The 19,593-nt window shown below is 64.3% G+C and carries 19 protein-coding genes and 1 other RNA gene; 12 read left to right on the top strand and 8 right to left on the bottom strand.

Annotated features, from left to right (window positions below):
* The 4 genes from JI744_RS01280 to JI744_RS01265 all read right to left on the bottom strand — a co-directional run bounded on the left by JI744_RS01280 (nt 1) and on the right by JI744_RS01265 (nt 4,333).
* Entirely contained in the window at nt 1-936 is a 936-nt protein-coding gene (locus tag JI744_RS01280) for a DUF2927 domain-containing protein (protein ID WP_202657523.1), read from the bottom strand.
* Entirely contained in the window at nt 933-2,123 is a 1,191-nt protein-coding gene (locus JI744_RS01275) for a toxic anion resistance protein (RefSeq protein WP_202657522.1), read from the bottom strand. The genes JI744_RS01280 and JI744_RS01275 overlap by 4 nt, the downstream gene beginning before the upstream one ends.
* Nucleotides 2,124-2,145: 22 nt before the next feature.
* Entirely contained in the window at nt 2,146-3,015 is an 870-nt protein-coding gene (locus JI744_RS01270) for a 5-bromo-4-chloroindolyl phosphate hydrolysis family protein (RefSeq protein ID WP_202657521.1), read from the bottom strand.
* A 226-nt stretch (nt 3,016-3,241) separates the two neighbouring features.
* Nucleotides 3,242-4,333 (bottom strand): pseudouridine synthase, encoded by a 1,092-nt coding sequence (locus tag JI744_RS01265; RefSeq protein ID WP_202657519.1) that lies wholly within the window; start codon nt 4,331-4,333, stop codon nt 3,242-3,244.
* Between the two features lie 75 nt (nt 4,334-4,408).
* Between JI744_RS01265 and JI744_RS01260 the strand changes: the two genes are divergently transcribed.
* Nucleotides 4,409-4,870 (top strand): nucleoside deaminase, encoded by a 462-nt coding sequence (locus JI744_RS01260; RefSeq protein WP_236019192.1) that lies wholly within the window; start codon nt 4,409-4,411, stop codon nt 4,868-4,870.
* On the opposite strand, the gene JI744_RS01255 is transcribed toward JI744_RS01260, so the two are convergent.
* Nucleotides 4,867-5,760 (bottom strand): ketopantoate reductase family protein, encoded by an 894-nt coding sequence (locus JI744_RS01255; protein WP_236019191.1) that lies wholly within the window; start codon nt 5,758-5,760, stop codon nt 4,867-4,869. The genes JI744_RS01260 and JI744_RS01255 overlap by 4 nt on opposite strands.
* A 53-nt stretch (nt 5,761-5,813) precedes the next feature.
* Nucleotides 5,814-6,509 carry a metal-dependent hydrolase gene (locus JI744_RS01250; protein WP_202657517.1) on the bottom strand — a complete coding sequence of 232 codons (696 nt, stop codon included), beginning with the start codon at nt 6,507-6,509 and terminating at the stop codon, nt 5,814-5,816.
* A gap of 201 nt (nt 6,510-6,710) precedes the next feature.
* Here JI744_RS01250 and gatC point away from each other — a divergent pair, with 201 nt between their 5' ends.
* Genes gatC through JI744_RS01230 form a run of 4 tightly spaced genes read left to right on the top strand, consistent with a single transcriptional unit; the run spans nt 6,711 to nt 9,892 of the window.
* Complete coding sequence (gene gatC / locus JI744_RS01245; RefSeq protein ID WP_202657515.1) at nt 6,711-6,998, top strand: Asp-tRNA(Asn)/Glu-tRNA(Gln) amidotransferase subunit GatC; 288 nt, start codon at nt 6,711-6,713, stop codon at nt 6,996-6,998.
* Nucleotides 6,995-8,473, top strand: coding sequence for an Asp-tRNA(Asn)/Glu-tRNA(Gln) amidotransferase subunit GatA (gene gatA / locus JI744_RS01240; protein ID WP_202657513.1), 1,479 nt, complete (start codon nt 6,995-6,997; stop codon nt 8,471-8,473). Before gatC ends, gatA begins: the two co-directional genes overlap by 4 nt.
* Nucleotides 8,474-8,525: 52 nt before the next feature.
* Nucleotides 8,526-9,242: a hypothetical protein gene (locus JI744_RS01235; RefSeq protein WP_202657511.1), complete on the top strand. Its 717-nt coding sequence runs from the start codon at nt 8,526-8,528 to the stop codon at nt 9,240-9,242.
* Nucleotides 9,243-9,283: 41 nt separating this feature from the next.
* Entirely contained in the window at nt 9,284-9,892 is a 609-nt protein-coding gene (locus JI744_RS01230; protein ID WP_202657510.1) for an N-acetylmuramoyl-L-alanine amidase, read from the top strand.
* Here JI744_RS01230 and JI744_RS01225 read toward each other — a convergent pair.
* Nucleotides 9,877-10,386 (bottom strand): DUF2867 domain-containing protein, encoded by a 510-nt coding sequence (locus tag JI744_RS01225; RefSeq protein ID WP_202657507.1) that lies wholly within the window; start codon nt 10,384-10,386, stop codon nt 9,877-9,879. The two genes, JI744_RS01230 and JI744_RS01225, sit on opposite strands and share 16 nt — an antisense overlap.
* Nucleotides 10,387-10,479: 93 nt before the next feature.
* Here JI744_RS01225 and rnpB point away from each other — a divergent pair.
* Nucleotides 10,480-10,881: RNase P RNA component class A (gene rnpB, locus JI744_RS01220), an RNA gene on the top strand.
* Nucleotides 10,882-10,889: 8 nt separating this feature from the next.
* On the opposite strand, the gene JI744_RS01215 is transcribed toward rnpB, so the two are convergent.
* The gene (locus JI744_RS01215; protein ID WP_202657505.1) at nt 10,890-11,840 is read right to left on the bottom strand and encodes a LysR family transcriptional regulator; all 951 of its coding nucleotides are present in this window, start codon (nt 11,838-11,840) and stop codon (nt 10,890-10,892) included.
* Nucleotides 11,841-11,985: 145 nt separating this feature from the next.
* Between JI744_RS01215 and chvE the strand changes: the two genes are divergently transcribed.
* From chvE to JI744_RS01185, 6 genes are all read left to right on the top strand, one after another.
* Nucleotides 11,986-13,056, top strand: coding sequence for a multiple monosaccharide ABC transporter substrate-binding protein (gene chvE, locus JI744_RS01210; RefSeq protein ID WP_202657503.1), 1,071 nt, complete (start codon nt 11,986-11,988; stop codon nt 13,054-13,056).
* 63 nt (nt 13,057-13,119) lie between these two features.
* Complete coding sequence (gene mmsA, locus JI744_RS01205) at nt 13,120-14,673, top strand: multiple monosaccharide ABC transporter ATP-binding protein (RefSeq protein WP_202657502.1); 1,554 nt, start codon at nt 13,120-13,122, stop codon at nt 14,671-14,673.
* Complete coding sequence (gene mmsB / locus JI744_RS01200) at nt 14,673-15,854, top strand: multiple monosaccharide ABC transporter permease (RefSeq protein ID WP_202657501.1); 1,182 nt, start codon at nt 14,673-14,675, stop codon at nt 15,852-15,854. The genes mmsA and mmsB overlap by 1 nt, the downstream gene beginning before the upstream one ends.
* Before the next feature lie 8 nt (nt 15,855-15,862).
* A complete protein-coding gene (gene araD1, locus JI744_RS01195; protein WP_202657500.1) occupies nt 15,863-16,855 on the top strand; it encodes an AraD1 family protein in 993 nt (330 codons plus the stop codon).
* A gap of 7 nt (nt 16,856-16,862) precedes the next feature.
* Nucleotides 16,863-18,605 carry an L-arabinonate dehydratase gene (araD, locus tag JI744_RS01190; protein WP_202657499.1) on the top strand — a complete coding sequence of 581 codons (1,743 nt, stop codon included), beginning with the start codon at nt 16,863-16,865 and terminating at the stop codon, nt 18,603-18,605.
* Nucleotides 18,605-19,528, top strand: a complete 924-nt coding sequence (locus JI744_RS01185) for a Gfo/Idh/MocA family protein (protein ID WP_202657498.1) — start codon at nt 18,605-18,607, stop codon at nt 19,526-19,528. The genes araD and JI744_RS01185 overlap by 1 nt, the downstream gene beginning before the upstream one ends.
* Nucleotides 19,529-19,593: the final 65 nt, after the last annotated feature.

Genomic DNA, 19,593 nt, shown 5'->3' with positions numbered 1-19,593 from the left:
TCATGATTCACCACCGACCAGCCCTTTGGCAAGGTCGGTCACAATGGGGCGGGCCTCGGCCTCGGTCATGCCGGGGCGGAGGGCGGGGTTGTATAGCAGCCGCAGCATCATCTCGTCCTGCCGGGTCAGCAGGGCGAATTCCTCATCATCATTGAAGATCGAGGGGCGGGCGAGGGGGCTGTCATTGGGCAGGCCAAGGCCTTGGGCAATCTCTTCATGCACGCAGGACAGGCGCAAAAGGTCGGGGTGTTCGGAACGGATCACGGCAAAGGCGTGCTGATAGACACCTGTGCTGCCCGCCGATTGTGCCAGTACGATGCAATAGGTGGATCGCGGCATATCGGTGACGCTGCGCACGTCGCCCGGCCCCAGTTCGGGCATGGCGGCGCGAATCTCGGGGCCAAGGGCGCGGCGTTCGTCTTCTGACACCATATAGACGTAGAAATTCGGCGCGATGTCATCCAGCGCGATGGCATGCCCGGTCAACCGCGACAGCCGCGCAAGGTAAGATCCGACCATGGCTGTATCTGTCGCCCGCCTTTGGGCGGAAACCGAGGCGCCAAAGCGCAGGCCCACCCGCACCGGCGCATTCCAGCGCCGCAACTGGCCGACGCTGGAGGGCGCGCCGCCCCGGTCATATTCATCATAAAGCGCGATCTTGATGAAATTGCGCGTCAGAAGATCGGCCGAAAACGGCGTGTCCGGCCCGCCCCCATCGGTGCGCAACAAGCCTTGCGACAGCAAGGCCTGCTGCACCTGCCCGTAATAGGCCCGCGCCGCTGCACTGGCAGGGGTGTCGGGCGCATTGGCGGGCGGGGTCTGCGCGATGGGCCGCGCGGGCGGCGTAACATTGCGCCCCGCGGGCGGGGTGACGCAGGCGGACAGCGCAAGGCCCACCGCCAGCATCAGGCCAAAGGGGCGCAACGCGCGCGTCATTCCCCGGTCGAGGCTCCAAGATCCGTGGCCGACCCGGTGGTGCGGGCGCGGGCCGAAGCCAGCGTGTCACGCAGGTCATGCTCCATCTTGATCAGTTGTTCCTCGGCGCTCGCGCGGCGCGCCTTGCCTTCATCGGCGATTTGCAGGCTTTCCTCGATGGTGGCGATCAGGCTGGTGTTGGCCTTTTGCACCGCCTCGATGTCGAAAACGCCCCGCTCCATCTCGGTGCGCACCACGCGGTTGGCCTCTTGCAGGTTTTCGGCGTTGTCGGTCAGCAGCTCATTGGTCAGGTCATTGGCGTCCTTGATCGCCTCTGCCGCCTCTTTGCTGCGCTGGATGGTGACAGCCTGCGCAAGCTGGGTTTCCCACAGCGGAACGGTGTTGACCAAGGTCGAGTTTATCTTGGCGATCAGCGATTTGTCGTTTTCCTGCACAAGGCGGATCGAGGGCAGGGATTGCATGGTGACTTGACGGGTCAGTTTCAGGTCATGCACCCTGCGTTCCAGATCATCGCGGGCGGCGCGCAGGTCGCGCAATTCCTGCGCCACTTTCACCTGATCCGCCTCTGGTGCGGCCTTGACCGCCGCGTCTTTGGCCGGGATGGCGGTGGTGTCAAGTTCCTTCAGCTTGGCCTCGCCTGCGGCGATGTAAAGCGCGAGTTCGTCGTAGAACCGCAGCGTTTTTTCATAAAGGATATCAAGGCTTTTCACATCCTTCAGCAGGGTGTGTTCGTGCATCAGCAGGTTTTCGGTGATCTTGTCGATCTGGCCCTGAACCTCTTCATACTTTGCAACGAACTGAGCCAAAGGGGCGGCGGCCCCGGTCAGCTTTTCCCACCAGCTCCGCTCGCGGCCGACGTCCAGCTCATCGCCCGAAAACCCGCGGATGGTCGAGACGATTTCCCGCAAGCTGTCGCCGGCGGGGCCAACATCCTTGTTCTTCACGCCCGACAGCATTTCCTGGCTGATGACTTGCAGTTCCGCCTGCGCGCCCGCGCCGAAGGAAATGATCGACTGGGTGTTGGTCATGTCGATCTCGTCCATGCGCTTTCTGATCTCATCGGCTTGCGCGGGTGTGGCATCGGCCAGCGGCACCACGGCGGTGCCGGGTTCGGGCAACAGCGTGGCGGTGACTTTTTCAACTTCTGAAAGGGCGGCGGCGGCCTGGTCGCGGATATTGTCGGTCATGATCACTCTCACAAAAAGGGGGTCAGGCTTCCATCTTCAGGCGTTCACGCAACACCTGTATTTCAACATCCAGATCGGTGTGGCTGCCGGCAAGCAGCGCCTTTGACCGTTCGGCAAAGGTGGTTTCCAGATCGGTCAACAGCGCCTCATAATCGGCGCGGACCTTTGGGTCGCGGGTCTGGGCGTAATGGTCGGCGAATTTCACCGTCGCGTCGCGCGCGCCCATCAGATAGACCGACAGATACTTGCGCGCTGCCGTCAGGTCGGCGGGATCGCCTTCGACCGTGCGGAAAAGCTGGCGGGCGGCGGTGGCAAAGCGGTCAACCCGGCCTTCCAGCATCCGGTCATTGGCGCGCAGGATCGCGTCTTTCATGTCCGAAAGGTAGGCTTCGCCTTCGTCCACCGCTTTGGCGACGCGCCCGGTCTGGAACGGGTCCATCCCTGCCATCCCCTTGTCGCGCAAGGGGTCGGGGCCAAAGGCCATCAGGTGCAGGGCAAAGCCCAGGAGCGCAAACAGCACAGGATAGACCGGGTTGGCTTGCGCGACGAGGCCACCGGCGAACAGGGCTGCGCCCAGGATGACGGCGGCAAATATCTTGCGCGGAATGGCCGGGCGGCGAGCGACACGTCGGGCGTCATATTCGTCTTGCGCGCGGGCGCCTTCCTGCGTCAGCCAGGCGGCAAGGACCACAAGCCCGCCTGCGACCAGCGAGATCACCATTTCGCGCGGGCTGCCCCGGAACGCCGGGATCAGAAAGGCGAAGGCGGTAAAATAAAGCCATTTCGACCGTTTCCGCGCGCGCGAAGGCGGCGGCGCTGCCAGGGGAGCATTGTCCGTTGCGGCCTGTGGACCGGCGTCGGGGCTGAACTTTCCACCGTAACGCTGGGCCATTATGCCCCCCCCGAAGCGGCGACATAAAGGATCAGCGCAAGAAGGACGAAATAGGCAAGCGACTGAAGGCCCTGGCCTGACATGACACCCCTGCTTTGCTATGCCGACGTGGTGACTATAGGCAAGGGCCAAGGCCCTTGCCAGTGGGGCTTGGGGGGATTCGGCGGGAATTTTCCCCTGACATCACGTCGGCGCGCGCGTCATACGCGCAAGAGGCGATTCGCCGCTATTTTCCGGGCTTTGCCGGTGGGCGGGGGGCGTTGCGGGTAGAGCCGGGACGAGGCGCGGCAGGCTTGCGCGGTGGGCGGGGGGCGTCAGCCGCGCTGCGCGGTGCGGCGGGTTTGCCAAAGGGTTTGCCCGTTGGTTTGGCGCTGCGCGCGTCGCCCTCGGGCGCGGCGCGGCCACGGGGTGTGCGGTCGGCGGTATCGGCGCTGTCGGGCGTGCGGCGGCGGGTGGTGGCCTTTTGCCAGGTTTCCGACAGGTCTTTCAGCGCCTCGCCGGGTTTCAGGCGGGGTTTCTGGGCCGCGGGGCGGGCGATTGTGGGACCACGGCGGCGGGCGGGGGCCTCTTCGGGGTCGGTGGCCCCGCCTTCGCCCAACTGGTCCTTCAGCACGCGCTGGCGCACCTCTTCGACTTGGCCGGGTTGTAGATCGCCCAGACGGAACGGGCCATAGCTGGTGCGGATCAGGCGGTTCACGATCAGCCCTATCGCATTGATCGCGCGGCGAATCTCACGGTTCTTGCCTTCGCGCAGGCCGATGGTCAGCCAGGCATTGGCACCTTGCACCCGGTCCAGCGTGACGTGCATCGGCTGAAACCGTTCGCCATCCACCGTGATGCCCTTGCGCAAGGGTTCCAGATCGGGGTCGGTGGGGTTGCCGTTGATCCGCACGCGGTATTTGCGCAGCCAGCCGGTCGAAGGCAGCTCCAGCCGGCGCTTCAACTCGCCGTCGTTGGTGAGCAGAAGGAGGCCCTCGGAATTGAGGTCAAGCCGCCCGACCGACATGACGCGCGGCAGATCTTCGGGCAGGTGATCGAACACCGTATCGCGGCCCTTTTCGTCAGAGGCCGAGGTGACCAGACCTTCGGGTTTGTAATACAGCCACAGCCGCGGCGGTTCGAGAACCGGCAGCGGGTGGCCGGAAATGGTGATCTTGTCCTTGTCGGTCACGTTCAGCGCGGGCGAGGTGATGGTCTTGCCGTTGACCTTGACCTTTCCGGCTTCGATCAGCCGCTCTGCCTCTCGGCGCGAGGCGACGCCCCGGCGGGACAGGACCTTGGCAATGCGGTCCCCTTCGGGGGTTGTGTTTTCGGCCATGAACGGGAACCTTTGCGCACGCGGTTAGCGCCGGGGGCCGTCTGCCCCCGGACCCCCGAGGATATTTGAGCCAGTATGAAAGAGCAACGCGGCTTCCGGTCTTTCATGGAGATTGCGCTGGAAGAGGCGCGGGCGGCGGGTGCGCGCGGCGAGGTGCCGGTGGGGGCCTGCGTGGTTCTGGGCGACCGGGTAGTGGCGCGGGCGGGGAACCGGACGCGGGAGTTGCACGACCCCACCGCCCATGCCGAGGTGCTGGCGCTGCGGGCGGCCTGTGCGGTCTTGGGCAGCGAGCGGTTGGGGGGGCATGACCTTTATGTGACGTTGGAACCCTGCCCGATGTGTGCGGCGGCGATTTCCTTTGCGCGGATCGGGCGGCTGTATTTCGGGGCAAGCGACCCCAAAAGCGGCGGGGTGACAGTGGGCGCGCGGGTGTATTCGCACCCCCAGTGCCATCATGTGCCCGAGGTTTACGATGGCATCGCGGCCGGTGAGGCGGAGCGGTTGCTGAAAGACTTTTTCGCCGGACGGCGCGATTAGGCGGATTTTTCGGCCAGTTTCACCAAGGCCCAAAGCGCGGTATTGACCGGGGTGGCGATGCCATGGCGGGCGGCGCGGCGGTGGATTTCGCCGTTGAGATAATCGATTTCGGTTGGTTTGCCGCGCATCATGTCTTGCGCGGTCGAGGAGAACTGGCCCGCCATCTGATGGGTGATCGCCTCGATCCGGTGCCACAGGTCATCGGGCAGGGGGATGCCTTCGGCTTTGGCGACGGCGCAGCATTCGTCCAGCACCACGCGCATCGTGTCGAGCGCGCCGGGTTGGGCGGCGATGGTGCCATAGGGTTGGCGCGTCAGGGCCGAGACGGCGTTGAAACAGCAGTTGATGGCGAATTTGGTCCAAAGCGCGGTGGCGGCATCGGGCGAAACCTGCGCGTCGATGCCTGCGGCGCGAAAGCGGGCGGCGGCGGGTTCGGCGCGGGGGCCGGGGGCAAAGACCAGCTCGCCCCGGCCATGATGGCGGACGTGGCCGGGGCCTGCCATGTCGGTGGCGACATAGACCACTACGGGGATGACGGGGCGGCCAAGCGTAGCGGCAAGGGTTTCGCCGTTCGAGATGCCGTTTTGCAGGCTGAGGATCGTGGCATCGGGCGCAAGATGCGGCGCGATCTGGCGGGCGGCCTCGGCGCTGTCGCCGGATTTCACGGCGATGATCACGACGTTGGCCCCGGCAACGCCTGCCGGGCTGTCTGTGGCGGTCAGGGCAATCGCAGCTGTCTGGCCGCCCTTTTCCAGCAACAGGCCCTGCCGCGCCACGGCCTGAACCAGCGCGGGGCGGCCGATCAGGGTCACATCCTCACCCGCCTGCGCCAGCAGGGCGCCGTAGTAACAGCCCACGGCACCTGCACCCATCACGGCAATCTTGCCCATCGTTTCCCCCGGTTTTCAGGCAGGATAGGGCGCGTTGCCCTGCGGCGAAAGGGTCAGAAGCTGATGGGGTCCAGCACCTGGGGTTCCACCACCTCAATCCCCGGCGGCAGGCCCGCGCGCAGGGCATCGGCATTCTGCGCCAGCAGGGGGAAGGTGCGGTAATGGCAGGGAATTACGGTGCGGAACTGAAAGAAGGTCCGCGCGGCATAGGCGGCGCGGTCCATATCCATCGTGTAATGCCCGCCGCAGGACAGGATGCCGATGTCGGGCTTGTGGTAATCGGCCATCCAGCCCATGTCGGCCATGATGTCGGTATCGCCCGAGACATAGATCACATGGCCCTCGCCCGCGATCATGAAGCCCGCCGCCGACCCTGCGGGCAGCAGCGGGCCACCGCCAAAGTCGATGCTGGCTGAATGGGTGGCGTTGACCATGGTAACTTTTGCGCCGCCGCAGTCGATGGTGCCGCCCTTGCCAAAGCCGATGGTCTGTGCGCCCTTGCCGCCCAGCCATTCTGACAGTTCGTGGATGCAGGCCACCGGCGCGCCGGTTTCGGCAGAGATCGCGGCGGCATCGGCGGCATGGTCGCCATGGCTGTGGGTCAGCAGGATATGGGTCGCCCCCGCCAGCGCCTCTGCCCGTCGGTCTGCTGGGAACATCGGGTTGCCGGTCAGCCAGGGGTCGACCAGCAGCACCGCCTGTTCGATTTCAATGCGAAAGCCCGAATGGCCCAGCCAGATGATTTTCATGGAATGCCCTTTGCGGTTGCCCCTGTGACAAGTTAGGGCATCTGCGCGGTTCGGCCAGACGGTTTGATGACAGCCGGGGTGCTTCGGCGCAGCTTTGCCTGTGCGCAAATGTTGAAAACCGGGCCGCGCAGGCCGCCCAACGCCTTGCAGGGCGGGGGGCACGCGGCTAAACGGGGCCGAACGAAAACCAAGGGTGATCCCATGTCCATCGACATTGATACCGCGCGGAAGGTGGCCAAACTGGCCCGCATCCGGGTGGAGGAAGACCGTCTGCCCGATCTGGCGCGCGAGCTTTCGGGCATTCTGGGTTTCATGGAGCAGTTGAACGAAGTGAATGTGGACGGGGTGGAGCCGATGGTGTCCGTCACGCCGATGCGGCTGAAACGCCGCGCCGATGTGGTGACCGACGGCAACATTCAGGACCAGATCCTCAAGAACGCGCCCGATGCGCGTGAAGGGTTCTTTGCCGTGCCGAAGGTGGTGGAATGAGCGCGAATTCTTGGACGATCGCCGCCGCACGCGCGGCGCTGCGCAAGGGCGATATTTCGGCCGTTGACCTGACGATGTCGTGCCTGACGGCAATCGATGCCGCCGACGGGCTGAACGCCTTTGTTCACAAGACCCCCGATATCGCGCTGGATCAGGCGCGAGCGGCGGATGCGCGGATTGCGGCGGGCGGTGCGCCGTCGCTGTGCGGCATTCCATTGGGGATCAAGGATCTGTTCGCCACCAAGGGCGTGCCGACCCAAGCGGCCTCGAACATCCTGAAAGGCTTCAAGCCCGAATATGAATCGACCGTCACGACCAAGCTGTTTGGCGACGGCGCGGTGATGCTGGGCAAGCTGAACATGGATGAATTCGCCATGGGCAGTTCCAACGAAAGCGCCTGCTATGGCCCGGTGGTCAGCCCGTGGAAGGTTGACAGCCGTCAACTGACGCCCGGCGGTTCATCCGGCGGGTCGGCTGCGGCGGTGGCGGCGGACCTGTGCCTTGCGGCGACCGGCACCGATACCGGCGGCTCGATCCGTCAACCTGCGGCCTTTACCGGCATCGTCGGGATCAAGCCGACCTATGGGCGTGTGTCGCGCTGGGGCATCGTCGCCTTTGCCTCCAGCCTTGATCAGGCCGGGCCGATGACCAAATCGGTGCGCGATGCGGCGATTTTCCTTGGCTCGATGGCCGGGCATGACCCCAAGGATTCGACCAGCGCCGATCTGGCGGTGCCCGATTTTGAGGCGGCGCTGACCGGCGACATTCGTGGCAAGAAGATCGGCATTCCGCGCGAATACCGGTTGGACGGGATTCCGGCCGAGATTGACGCGCTGTGGCAGAAGGGCATCGAGATGATGCGCGATGCCGGGGCCGAGATTGTCGATATTTCCCTGCCGCATACCAAATACGCGCTGCCCGCCTACTACGTTGTGGCCCCGGCAGAAGCGTCGTCCAACCTCGCCCGCTATGACGGGGTGCGCTATGGCCACCGTGCCACGCTGGCGCAGGGCGATGGCATCACCGAGATGTATGAGAAAACCCGCGCCGAAGGCTTTGGGGCCGAGGTGCAGCGCCGCGTGATGGTGGGCACCTATGTTCTGTCGGCGGGCTTCTATGATGCCTATTACAACCGTGCCCGCAAGGTGCGCGCGCTGATCAAGCGTGATTTCGAACTGGCCTTTGCCGCCGGGATCGACGCGATCCTGACGCCTGCCACCCCGTCGTCTGCCTTTGGTCTTGGCGAGATGGCATCGGCCGATCCGGTCGAGATGTATCTGAACGATGTGTTCACCGTCACGGTGAACCTTGCCGGTCTGCCCGGCGTGTCGGTTCCGGTAGGGCTGGATGCCAAGGGTCTGCCCCTTGGGTTGCAACTGATCGGCAAGCCGTGGGAGGAGGGCGACCTTCTCAATCACGCCTATGTGCTGGAACGGGCGGCGGGCTTTGTTTCCAAGCCTGCAAAATGGTGGTAAGGGCGCGAAAAGACGTGAAACGACGCCCAACTTTGATCGAGGCAGTGTGAATATGCGTGTCCAGTTTGCGATGATGGCGGCCCTTGGGCTGGCAGCCTGCACCCCGGCGACGCCGGATTCGGGTGCCGGCTTTCAGGATTACAACAGCTATATGAAGCAGAACGGGGCGGCGCAGACCTATGGCCAGCCTGCGGCCCCTGCGGCGGCGCAGCCCGGTTTTTCGACCGAAGGTGCTGCGGCGGCGATTGCGCGAGCCAATGGCGCGGCACCGGCCACTGCCGCGCCGACCTATGCTGCCGCTCCGCCCGCAACTGGCGTGCGCCCGCGCGGCAACGCGCCTACGACCATTCAGGAAGACACGGGCGAGATGCCCAATGTACCCAAGACCATCTCGGACGAGAATGATTTTGGTGCGGTTTCAGCGCGCGAGACCATCGAAAGCGACAAGGCCCGGATTGAGCGTAACAAGGCGCAATATACGGTTGATCAGCCCACCGCCCTGCCGTCGCGCACCGGCGCGGAAGGGCCGAACATCGTGCAATTCGCGTTGGCGGCCACAAACAACGTCGGCGAGCCGATCTACAAGCGGTCGGGCCTTGGGTTCACCAACCCCGACCGGGCTTGTGCGAAATATCCTTCGCCCGATCTGGCGCAGCAAGCGTTCCTTGAGGCAGGCGGGCCAGAGCGTGACCGCAAGGGGCTGGACCCCGATGGCGACGGCTTTGCCTGCTCGTGGGATCCGCGCCCCTTCCGCACCGCGCTACAGTGAGCGCCTACCCCTCGCCCAACTTTGGGGAACGGCGGGGGGGCGTGCGGCCAACGCTAATCGTACTGCATTACACCGCCATGGCCAGTTGCGCCGAGGCGCGGGATCGGCTGTGCGCCCCGGAACATGAGGTTTCGGCACATTGGCTGATTTCCGAGGCCGGAGAGACCGAGGCGCTGGTAGATGAGGCGCATCGCGCCTGGCATGCCGGTGCAGGCGAGTGGGCAGGGCTGTCCGATATCAACAGCCATTCCATCGGAATCGAAATGGCCAATTCCGGCAGTCAGCCGTTCCCTGAACCGCAAATGGCGGCGCTGGAGCGGGTGCTGGCGGGCGTCTTGGCGCGCTGGTCTATTCCGCCGTATCGGGTGATTGCCCATTCCGACATGGCCCCGTTGCGCAAGGGCGACCCGGGCGCGCGGTTCGATTGGCGGCGGCTGGCCCTGGCCGGGTTGTCGGTCTGGCCCAAGGCGGGCGAGGCCCCGCCGGACAGTTTCGCCGCAAATACGCGCGTCTTTGGTTATCCCGATGCGCCCCAAGAGGCGCAGCTTGCCGCCTTTCGCCTGCGGTTTCGGCCTTGGGCGACGGGGCCGCTGGACAGAGTGGATGCCGGCTTGGCTGCCGATCTGGCGCAGCGTTACCCAGCGGGTTGAACGGCCAAGTCTTGTGCCAACCGCCGCAGCATCAGCCGCACGATCAGCCGGTGCGCCGGGGCGACCGGCAGCATATAGGCCTGCCCGAACCAGTTGTGTGTGATGACCGAAGAGGTGATGGCCAGCCGCCCGTCCGTGGTGGTGAGGCAGGTCATCACATCCAGATGGCGGTCACGCTCGGTCAGGGTCAGCACTTCGGGTTCGGATCGTTCGACCAGAAAGAAATCAAGGTGATCACCGGGCTGCACCGCTGTCGCCCGTTGCCCGGAAAACCCGCCGATCCGCTTGACGCCAAAGCGCGCCGAAATGGCATCGCGGATGCGGGAGGCCAGTGCCATCAGGGGCAGGGCGCGCGCCATTTGCAGGTTCCAGCCGTCCAGCGCGGTGATGGGGCGGGGCAATGTGATCGACTGGCTGTCAAAGAACGCCAGATTGTCGCGGGCCGCGATCAGGTCGCATTTTGCGGGCAGTTGGGATGGGGCAAACAGGGGCATGGGGCACCATTACGGCTATATTCCCCATCCTGCCACGGATTTCCGGCAAGGGCGATTGACGCGGTGTCGCGCCCGGCGTAATCCCCGGCCCGCGCGGATGGCTGGATGACCGCGGGGCGAATGCCTCGAGGAAAGTCCGGACTCCATGAGGTAAGGGTGCCGGGTAACGCCCGGCGGGGGCAACCCCAGGGAAAGCGCCACAGAGAAGAGTCTGCCCTGCATGCAGGGTGATGGTGAAACGGTGGGGTAAGAGCCCACCGCGGACCGGGCAACCGGGACGGCACGGCAAGCCCCACCCGGAGCAATGCCGAATAGGGACCTTGCGCGGAAAGGTCTGCGACTGCCGAAAGGCGATGGCAGAGACCTCCGCAGGGACACTTCAGCCCAGAGGTCCGGGTTGGCAGCTTGACCGCCGTGGCAACACGAGCGGCAGAGGAATGGTCATCCAGGGGGGAAACCCCCGGACAGAATCCGGCTTACAGGCCATCCGCGCAAATCCTCGGCTAGCCCGCCGTGCGCCGCCCGGCGTTCAGCATCGCCCGTGCCAGCAGCCGGGCTGCGGGCGGCAGAATGGCCCCTTTGCGCGTCAGCAGGCCATAGGGGGCCACGACGATCCCCAGATCGATCGGCAATTCGGCATAGGGCGCATCCGGCCCGCGCGCGAACTGATCGGCCACCGCACGGGCCAAAGGGGCAATCGCGTTCGATTGCTGGATCAGCGCCAGCGTCAGCAGGAAGGATGCGGTGGAAAGGCGGCGGGGCGGTGGCGGCAGGCCCAGTCGTGCCAGATGGGCCAGAACGGCGCGGCCCAGGGGGCTGTCGCCACCGGGGATCACCCAGTCGAACTCCAGCAGCCGGGCCGGGTCACGCAGGGGGCCGGCCAGCAAGGCATGATCGCGCCGCACCAGCAGCGACACGGGTTCATCCCCCATCTCGTCCATGTCCAGCAGGGCGGCTTCGGCCGGGGCGGCGGGCAGGCGGCCAAGCGCAAAGTCGATCTGGCCATCCAGCAACTGCGTGTTCAGCGTATCGGACGGTGCCACCGCCACATCCACCGTCACCCCCGGATGGGTCAGGCGAAAGGTGCGCAGCACCGGCAGCACGATTTCCAGCGCGGGGGCTGTCACCGCCCCGATCCGCACGTTGCCAAAGGCACCGCGGGCGTGTTCCTCCATCTCGCGCGCGGCATCGCGCATTTCCAGCCGGATGCGCGCCGCCCGCGCCGCCAGCGCCAGCCCGGCGGGGGTAAGCACCATACCGCGCCCGGTGCGCAGGCACAGATCCTGCCCCACGATGCGTTCCATTTCCGCCAGCATGCGCGACGCGGCGGGTTGCGCGATGCCCAATCGCAGCGCCGAAAGCCCAAGCTGCCCGGTTTCCGCCAATTCGGCGATCAGTTGCAGATGCCCAAGTTTCAGGCCCCGGCGCTGAAGACTGTCGCGGTCGTCGGACATTGATATACCAATTCTGTCATTGCATCATCGCAATTCATGATTTGACGGATATGTCCGGCCATTGCAACAGTCGCGCACGGTCGGGGGCATCGGATGCATCCGGCTTTTGACACGCCGCCAACGCGCGGCCATGGGGAGGAATACCATGCAAATTTCAAGACGCGCGCTGCTGGCGCTGACCGCCGCTGCCGCCTCGGCCCACGTCCTGCCGGCCTTTGCCCAGTCCAAGGGCACCGTCGGCATCGCGATGCCCACCAAATCCTCGGCCCGCTGGATCTCGGACGGGGAATCGATGGTCGCGCAGTTCAAGGAAGCGGGCTATGACACCGATCTGCAATATGCAGAAGATGACATCCCGAACCAGCTTTCCCAGATCGAGAACATGATCACCAAGGGTGTGAAGGTTCTGATCATCGCCGCCATCGACGGCACCACGCTGTCGAACGCGCTGGCCAATGCTGCCGCCAGCGGCATCAAGGTTATCGCCTATGACCGCCTGATCCGCGATTCGGGCGATGTGGACTATTATGCCACCTTCGACAACTTCAAGGTCGGCGTGCAACAGGCCACCAGCCTTGTCGAAGGGATGAAGGAACGCTTCCCCGACACCAAGCCGCTGAACGTCGAACTGTTCGGCGGCTCGCCCGACGACAACAACGCCTTCTTCTTCTACAACGGCGCGATGTCGGTCCTGCAACCCATGATCGACTCGGGCGAGATTGCCATTCCGTCGGGCCAGATGGGCATGGAAGTTGTGGGCACCCTGCGTTGGGACGGTGCGGTCGCCCAGGCCCGCATGGACAACCTGCTGTCTGCCAACTACGGCGACAAGGTTCTGCACGGCGCGCTGTCACCCTATGACGGCCTGTCGATCGGCATCCTGTCGTCGGTCAAGGGCGTGGGCTATGGCTCTGGCGATCTGAAGTTCCCGATCGTCACCGGTCAGGACTGCGAGGTGCCCTCGGTCAAGTCGATCATCGCGGGCGAGCAGTATTCCTCGATCTTCAAGGACACCCGCGAACTGGCCAAGGTCACCGTCAAGATGGTCGATGCGATCATTTCCGGCGGCACGCCCGAGATCAACGACGAGAAAACCTATGACAACGGCGTCAAGGTCGTGCCGTCCTACCTGCTGGAAAGCCAGCCGGTGAACGCCGCGAACTACGAAGCTGTTCTGGTCACCTCGGGCTATTACACCGCTGACCAGCTGAAGTAAGCCTGCAATTCTTGGCCCGCCGCTGTCCTGCGGCGGGCCATTTTTCTTCCGGGGGGATGCCAGATGACCAGAACGCTGCTGGAAATGCGGGGGATCGGCAAGACCTTCCCCGGTGTGCGTGCGCTGGACCGCGTGAACCTGACCGTTGAGGAGGGCGAGATTCACGCCATCTGCGGCGAGAACGGGGCCGGAAAATCGACGCTGATGAAGGTGCTTTCTGGCGTCTATCCGCATGGGTCGTATGAGGGCGAGATCCACTATGATGGTGCGGTGCTGGAAAACCGCTCGATCCGTGACAGCGAACACAAGGGCATCATCATCATCCACCAGGAACTTGCGCTGGTGCCGCTGCTGTCGATCGCCGAGAACCTGTTTCTGGGCAATGAGGTGGCGCAGGGCGGTGTGATCAACTGGCCCAAGGCCTTCAAGCAGACAGAGCAGTTGCTGAAAAAGGTGGGCCTGTCCGAAGTGCCCACGACGCAGGTGGGCAAGCTGGGCGTCGGCAAGCAGCAACTGATCGAGATTGCCAAGGCGCTGGCCAAGGATGTGCGCCTGCTGATTCTGGACGAACCCACCGCCGCCCTGCAGGAAAACGACAGCCAGAAGCTGCTCGACCTGATGCTGGAGCTGAAGGCGCAAGGCGTTACCCAGATCATCATTTCCCACAAGCTGAATGAAATTTCCCGCGTGGCCGACCGGATCACCGTCATCCGCGACGGGTCCACCGTGTCCACCATGGACAAGCACGAGATTACCGAGGACCGCATCATCCGCGACATGGTGGGCCGCGATATGGCGCATCGATACCCCGACCGGGTTTCGAACCCCGGCGAGGTATTGCTGGAGGTGTCGGGCTGGAACGTCTGGCACCCCGAACAGGTGGGCCGTCAGGTCATCAAGGACGCCGGTTTCACCGTGCGCAAGGGCGAGATCGTCGGCATCGCCGGCCTGATGGGGTCGGGGCGCACTGAACTGGCGATGAGTCTCTTTGGCCGCAGCTATGGCCGCGACATCACCGGCACAGCCCTGATGAACGGTAAGCCCGCCGATACCAGCAGCGTGACCAGGGCCGTCGATGCCGGGCTGGCCTATGTGACCGAGGACCGCAAGGTTCTGGGTCTGATTCTGGAAGAACCCATCGTCAGGAACACCACGCTGGCCAACCTGCCGGGGGTTTCCAACGGTGGCGTGCTGGACAAACGGCGCGAGACCGAGGTGGCCGAGCGCTATCGCAAGGCCATGGCGATCCGCACGCCAAGCGTGCAGCAAAAGGTGGTGAACCTGTCGGGCGGCAACCAGCAAAAGGTGGTTCTGGCCAAATGGCTGTTCACCGAACCGGAGGTTCTTATTCTGGATGAACCCACGCGCGGCATCGACGTGGGGGCCAAGTTTGAAATCTATACGATCATGAACGATCTGGCCGCCCAAGGGCGCGGCATCGTGATGATCAGTTCGGAAATGCCCGAGCTTTTGGGCATGTGCGACCGCATCTATGTGATGAACGAGGGCCGTATCTTGGGGGAACTTTCCAAAGAGGAAGCCAGCCAGGAACGGATCATGGCCCTGATCATCCGCGACAACGGTCAGAAGAAAGACAACGAGGGGGAGGCTGCGTGATGGCAGAGCAAAAAGGTCTGGGCGCCCATCTGGGCAGCCATCTGCGGGAAAACGGCATGCTTGTGGCGCTGGTCGCCATCGTGGCGCTGTTTTCCATTCTTTTGCAGGTGCAACCGCAGCCGGTGAACTTTCTGCAACCGCAGAACATCACCAACATCTTCCTGCAAAACGGCCATGTCATCATCCTTGCGCTGGGCATGTTGCTGGTCATCGTGGCGGGGCATATCGACCTGTCGGTCGGCTCTGTTGCGGCCTTTACCGGCGCGGTGGCGGCCTGGCTGACGGTCAAGGTGGGGCTGCCGTTCTACATCGTCATTCCGCTGACACTGGTGGTCGGTGGCATCATCGGCGCGGTGCAGGGCTATTGGGTGGCCTTCTGGCGCATTCCGTCGTTCATCGTGACTCTGGCGGGCATGATGGTGTTTCGCGGCGCCACCATGTGGCTGTTGGGCGGGCAGAACATCGGGCCATTCCCCAAGGGCTTTCAGGCGCTGTCCAACGGGTTCATCCCCGATCTGACCGGCATCGGTCGCCCGCATGGACTGACGCTGATCGTGATTGCCATCGCCATCGGGTTGCAGTTCTGGCTGGGTTTCCGCGCCCGTGCCCGCGATGCCGAATTCGGCATTGAACCCGAGCCGACCGGATTGTTCTGGGGCCGCAACCTGATCATCGCCGGGGCGACCGCCTTTGTCGGCTGGCAACTGGCGCAGTTCCGTGGCCTGCCGAATGTGATGGTGGTTCTGGCCGTGCTGACCGCGATCTATGCCTTTTTCACCGAAAACACCGTGACCGGGCGGCGTATCTATGCGCTGGGCGGCAATGAAAAGGCGGCAAAGCTGTCGGGCATCCGCACCGACAGGCTGGTGTTCCTGTGCTTTGTCAACATGGGCGTGCTGGCGGCGCTGGCGGGCATGATCGTGACCGCGCGTCTGAACAGCGCCACACCCAAGGCGGGTGTCGGGTTCGAACTGGACGCCATCGCCTCGGTCTTTATCGGCGGCGCGTCGATGACGGGCGGGTCGGGCAAGATTGTCGGCGTGGTGATCGGCGCGCTGATCATGGGTGTGATGAACATGGGCATGTCGATCCTGGGCATCGGCATCGATTACCAGCAGGTGATCAAGGGTCTGGTGTTGCTCGTCGCCGTGATCTTCGACGTTTACAACAAGAATAAATGAGGCCCCTGATGCTGATTTCGCAAATCCACCGCCCCGATGGCAGCCTTGCCGTCGTGGTGCGCGAAGGGTCTGAGGCGGCCGAGGTCAAAGGCGCAACCTCGACCTATGACCTGGCGAGTGAGGCGATCGCTTCGGGGCGTTCGCTGGCCGAGGTGATCAACGCCCACGGCCTTGGCGCGCCGGTTGATCTGCTGCGCGCGGCAGAAGAGGGGCGGCTGGCGCTGCCCATCACCCATCCCGACCTGTGCCACATGCACCTGACCGGAACGGGGCTGACCCATCTTGGGTCAGCATCCGCCCGCGATGCGATGCACGCCAAGCTGGGCGGGGAAGAAACCCTGACCGACAGCATGAAGATGTTCCGCATGGGGCTGGAGGGCGGTCGTCCTGCCCTTGGCTCGGTAGGTGCGCAGCCGGAATGGTTCTATAAAGGCAACGGCCATGCCGCCGTCGCCCCCGGCAAGCCGCTGGAGGCCCCCGGTTTCGCCGAGGATGGCGGCGAGGAGCCAGAGCTTGCAGGCATCTACCTGATCGCCCCCGATGGCACGCCTTGCCGTGTCGGCTGGGCCGTGGCGAATGAGTTTTCCGACCATGTGACGGAACGGGTGAATTACCTGTGGCTGGCCCATTCCAAGCTGCGTCAGGCCAGTTTCGGCCCCGAGATTCTGGTGGGCGAGTTGCCCGCCGATGTGCGGGGCGCCAGCCGGGTGATCCGCGCGGGCAAGGTAATCTGGGAAAAGCCGTTCCTGTCGGGCGAGGCGAATATGTCCCACACCTTCGCCAATCTGGAACACCACCATTTCAAATATGACGTGTTCCGCCAGCCGGGCGACCTGCATGTGCATATGTTCGGCACCGCCACCCTGTCGTTTGCCGATGGCATCAAGACCGAGGCGGGCGACACGTTCGAGATTGAGGCCGCGCCCTTTGGCCTGGCCTTGCGCAATACCCTTGCCTTCGCGCCCGCCCAACCGGGTGCGCTGGCCGTGAAAGCCCTGTGAGGATAAAATGACTTTCAAGCCCGCCAAATGGCCCCGTCCCCTGCGTTCTCAGGAATGGTTCGGCGGCACCGGCCGCGACCAGATCTACCATCGCGGCTGGATGAAGAATCAGGGCTTTCCGCATGATCTGTTCGATGGCCGCCCGGTCATCGGCATTCTGAACACCTGGTCAGAGCTGACGCCCTGCAACGCCCATCTGAACGTGCTGGCCGAGTTCGTGAAGCGCGGCGTTTATGAGGCGGGCGGCTTCCCGGTTGAGGTGCCGGCCTTTTCCACCAGCGAATCCGCCTTCCGCCCGACGGCGATGATGTTCCGCAACCTTGCCGCCATGTCGGTGGAAGAACAGATGCGCGGCCAGCCGATGGATGGCTGCGTGCTGTTGGTCGGTTGCGACAAGACCACGCCCAGCCTGCTGATGGCTGCCGCCTCGACCGACCTGCCGTCGATCGTCGTCACCGGCGGCCCAATGCTGAACGGCTATTTCAAGGGCGAGCGGGTCGGTTCTGGCACGCATCTGTGGAAATTCAGCGAGGCGGTGAAGGCAGGCGAGATGAGCGCCGATGAATTCGCCGAGGCCGAAGCCAGCATGTCGCGCAGTGCAGGTTCCTGCAACACCATGGGCACGGCCAGTACCATGGCCAGCATGGCGGAATCTCTTGGCATGGCGCTTTCCGGCAATGCCGCCATTCCGGCGGTGGATTCACGCCGTCGGGTGATGGCCCAAATGTCGGGCCGCCGCATCGTGCAGATGGTCAAGGATGACCTGAAGCCCTCTGACGTGATGACCAAACCGGCCTTTGAAAACGCCATCCGCACCAATGCCGCCATCGGCGGTTCCACCAATGCCGTGATTCATCTGCTGGCCATCGCGGGCCGGGTGGGGGTGGACCTGACACTTGACGATTGGGACCGCTGCGGCCGCGATGTGCCGACGGTGGTGAACCTGATGCCCTCGGGCAAATACTTGATGGAAGAGTTCTTCTACGCCGGTGGCCTGCCCGTGGTGATCAAGCGGCTGGGCGAGGCGGGGTTGCTGCACAAGGATGCGCTGACCGTTTCGGGCGAGACGATGTGGGATCAGGTCAAGGATGTAACCAACCACAACGATGACGTGATCCTGCCCGCCGAAAAGGCGCTGGCGCAATCGGGTGGCATCGTGGTGTTGAAGGGCAACCTAGCGCCCAAGGGCGCGGTGCTGAAACCCTCTGCCGCCTCGCCGCATCTGCTGACCCACCGGGGCCGCGCAGTGGTGTTTGAAGACATCGACGACTACAAGGCCAAGATCAATGACGAGGCGCTCGACATTGATGAGACCTGCATCATGGTGATGAAGAACTGCGGGCCAAAGGGCTATCCCGGCATGGCCGAGGTGGGCAATATGGGCCTGCCGCCCAAGGTGCTGCGCAAGGGCATTACCGATATGGTCCGCATTTCCGATGCGCGCATGTCGGGCACCGCCTATGGCACGGTCTGCCTGCACACCTCGCCCGAAGCCGCCGCCGGTGGCCCGCTGGCCGTGGTGCAGAATGGCGATTTCATTGAACTCGACGTGCCGAACCGCCGCCTGCATCTGGATATTTCTGATGCCGAACTGGCCGCGCGTCTTGCCGCCTGGCAACCGCTGCATGAGCAATATCAGTCGGGCTATGCCTGGCTGCATCAACAGCATGTGCAGGGCGCCGATACCGGGGCCGATCTCGACTTCCTGAAAGGCTCCCGTGGCGCGCCGGTTGGCCGGGACTCGCACTGATGCCAGAACGGACCAAAGTTGCTCTGGTAGGCATCGGCAAGATCGCGGTCGATCAGCACGTCCCCGCCATAGCCAACAGCCCCGATTGGGAGCTGGCCGCCACGGTCAGCCGTCACGGCTCGGTGCCGGGGGTGCCCGCCTTCACCGATTTCGCGGCCTTTCTGGCGGAGCGTTCCGATGTGCCGGTGGTCTCGCTGGCGCTGCCGCCGGTGCCGCGCTTTGCCTATGCCGAGGCGGCGCTGCGCGCAGGCCGCCATGTCATGCTGGAAAAGCCCCCCGGTGCCACTTTGGCCGAGGTGCATGAGCTGCATGCCCTCGCCAAGGCCAATGGCCTGACCCTTTACACCACCTGGCACAGCCGCATGGCCCATGCCGTCGCCCCGGCGCGGGCCTGGCTGGCGGACAAGGCCATCCGCCGCGCCCATATCACCTGGCGAGAGGACGTGCGCAAATGGCACCCCGGGCAGGACTGGGTGTTCGAACCCGGCGGCATGGGCGTGTTCGATCCGGGCATCAATGCGCTGTCGATCCTGACCCATATCCTGCCCGCGCCCGTCCACCTGACTGCCGCCACCCTGACATTCCCCGAAAACCGCCAGACCCCCATCGCGGCAGCGCTGACCTTTTCCGGCAATGTCACCGCCGATTTTGACTGGCGGCAAACCGGCCCGCAAACTTGGGATATCACGGTTGAAACCGATGCAGGCCATCTGGCCCTGCGCATGGGTGGCAATGTGCTGGAAATCGACGGGCAGGCCACGGCGGGCGAAAACACCATCATGGGTGAATATCCCGCCCTTTACGCGCGCATGGCCGAACTGGTCGCCACCGGCCAGTCCGAGGTTGACCTTGCCCCGATGACCCATGTCGCCGATGCCCTGACCCTCGGTCGTCGCGATGTTACGGAAGCCTTTCACTTCTGATCATCTGTTCATAAATATCCCACGGGGGTGCGGGGGTGTGAAACCCCCGCCCTTCCGCTGCCAAA

Source organism: Fuscibacter oryzae, assembly GCF_016765795.1.
GTDB lineage: Bacteria > Pseudomonadota > Alphaproteobacteria > Rhodobacterales > Rhodobacteraceae > Fuscibacter > Fuscibacter oryzae.
Note: the sequence above shows the minus strand (reverse complement) of the source record. Positions and strands in the feature narration are given on the sequence as shown.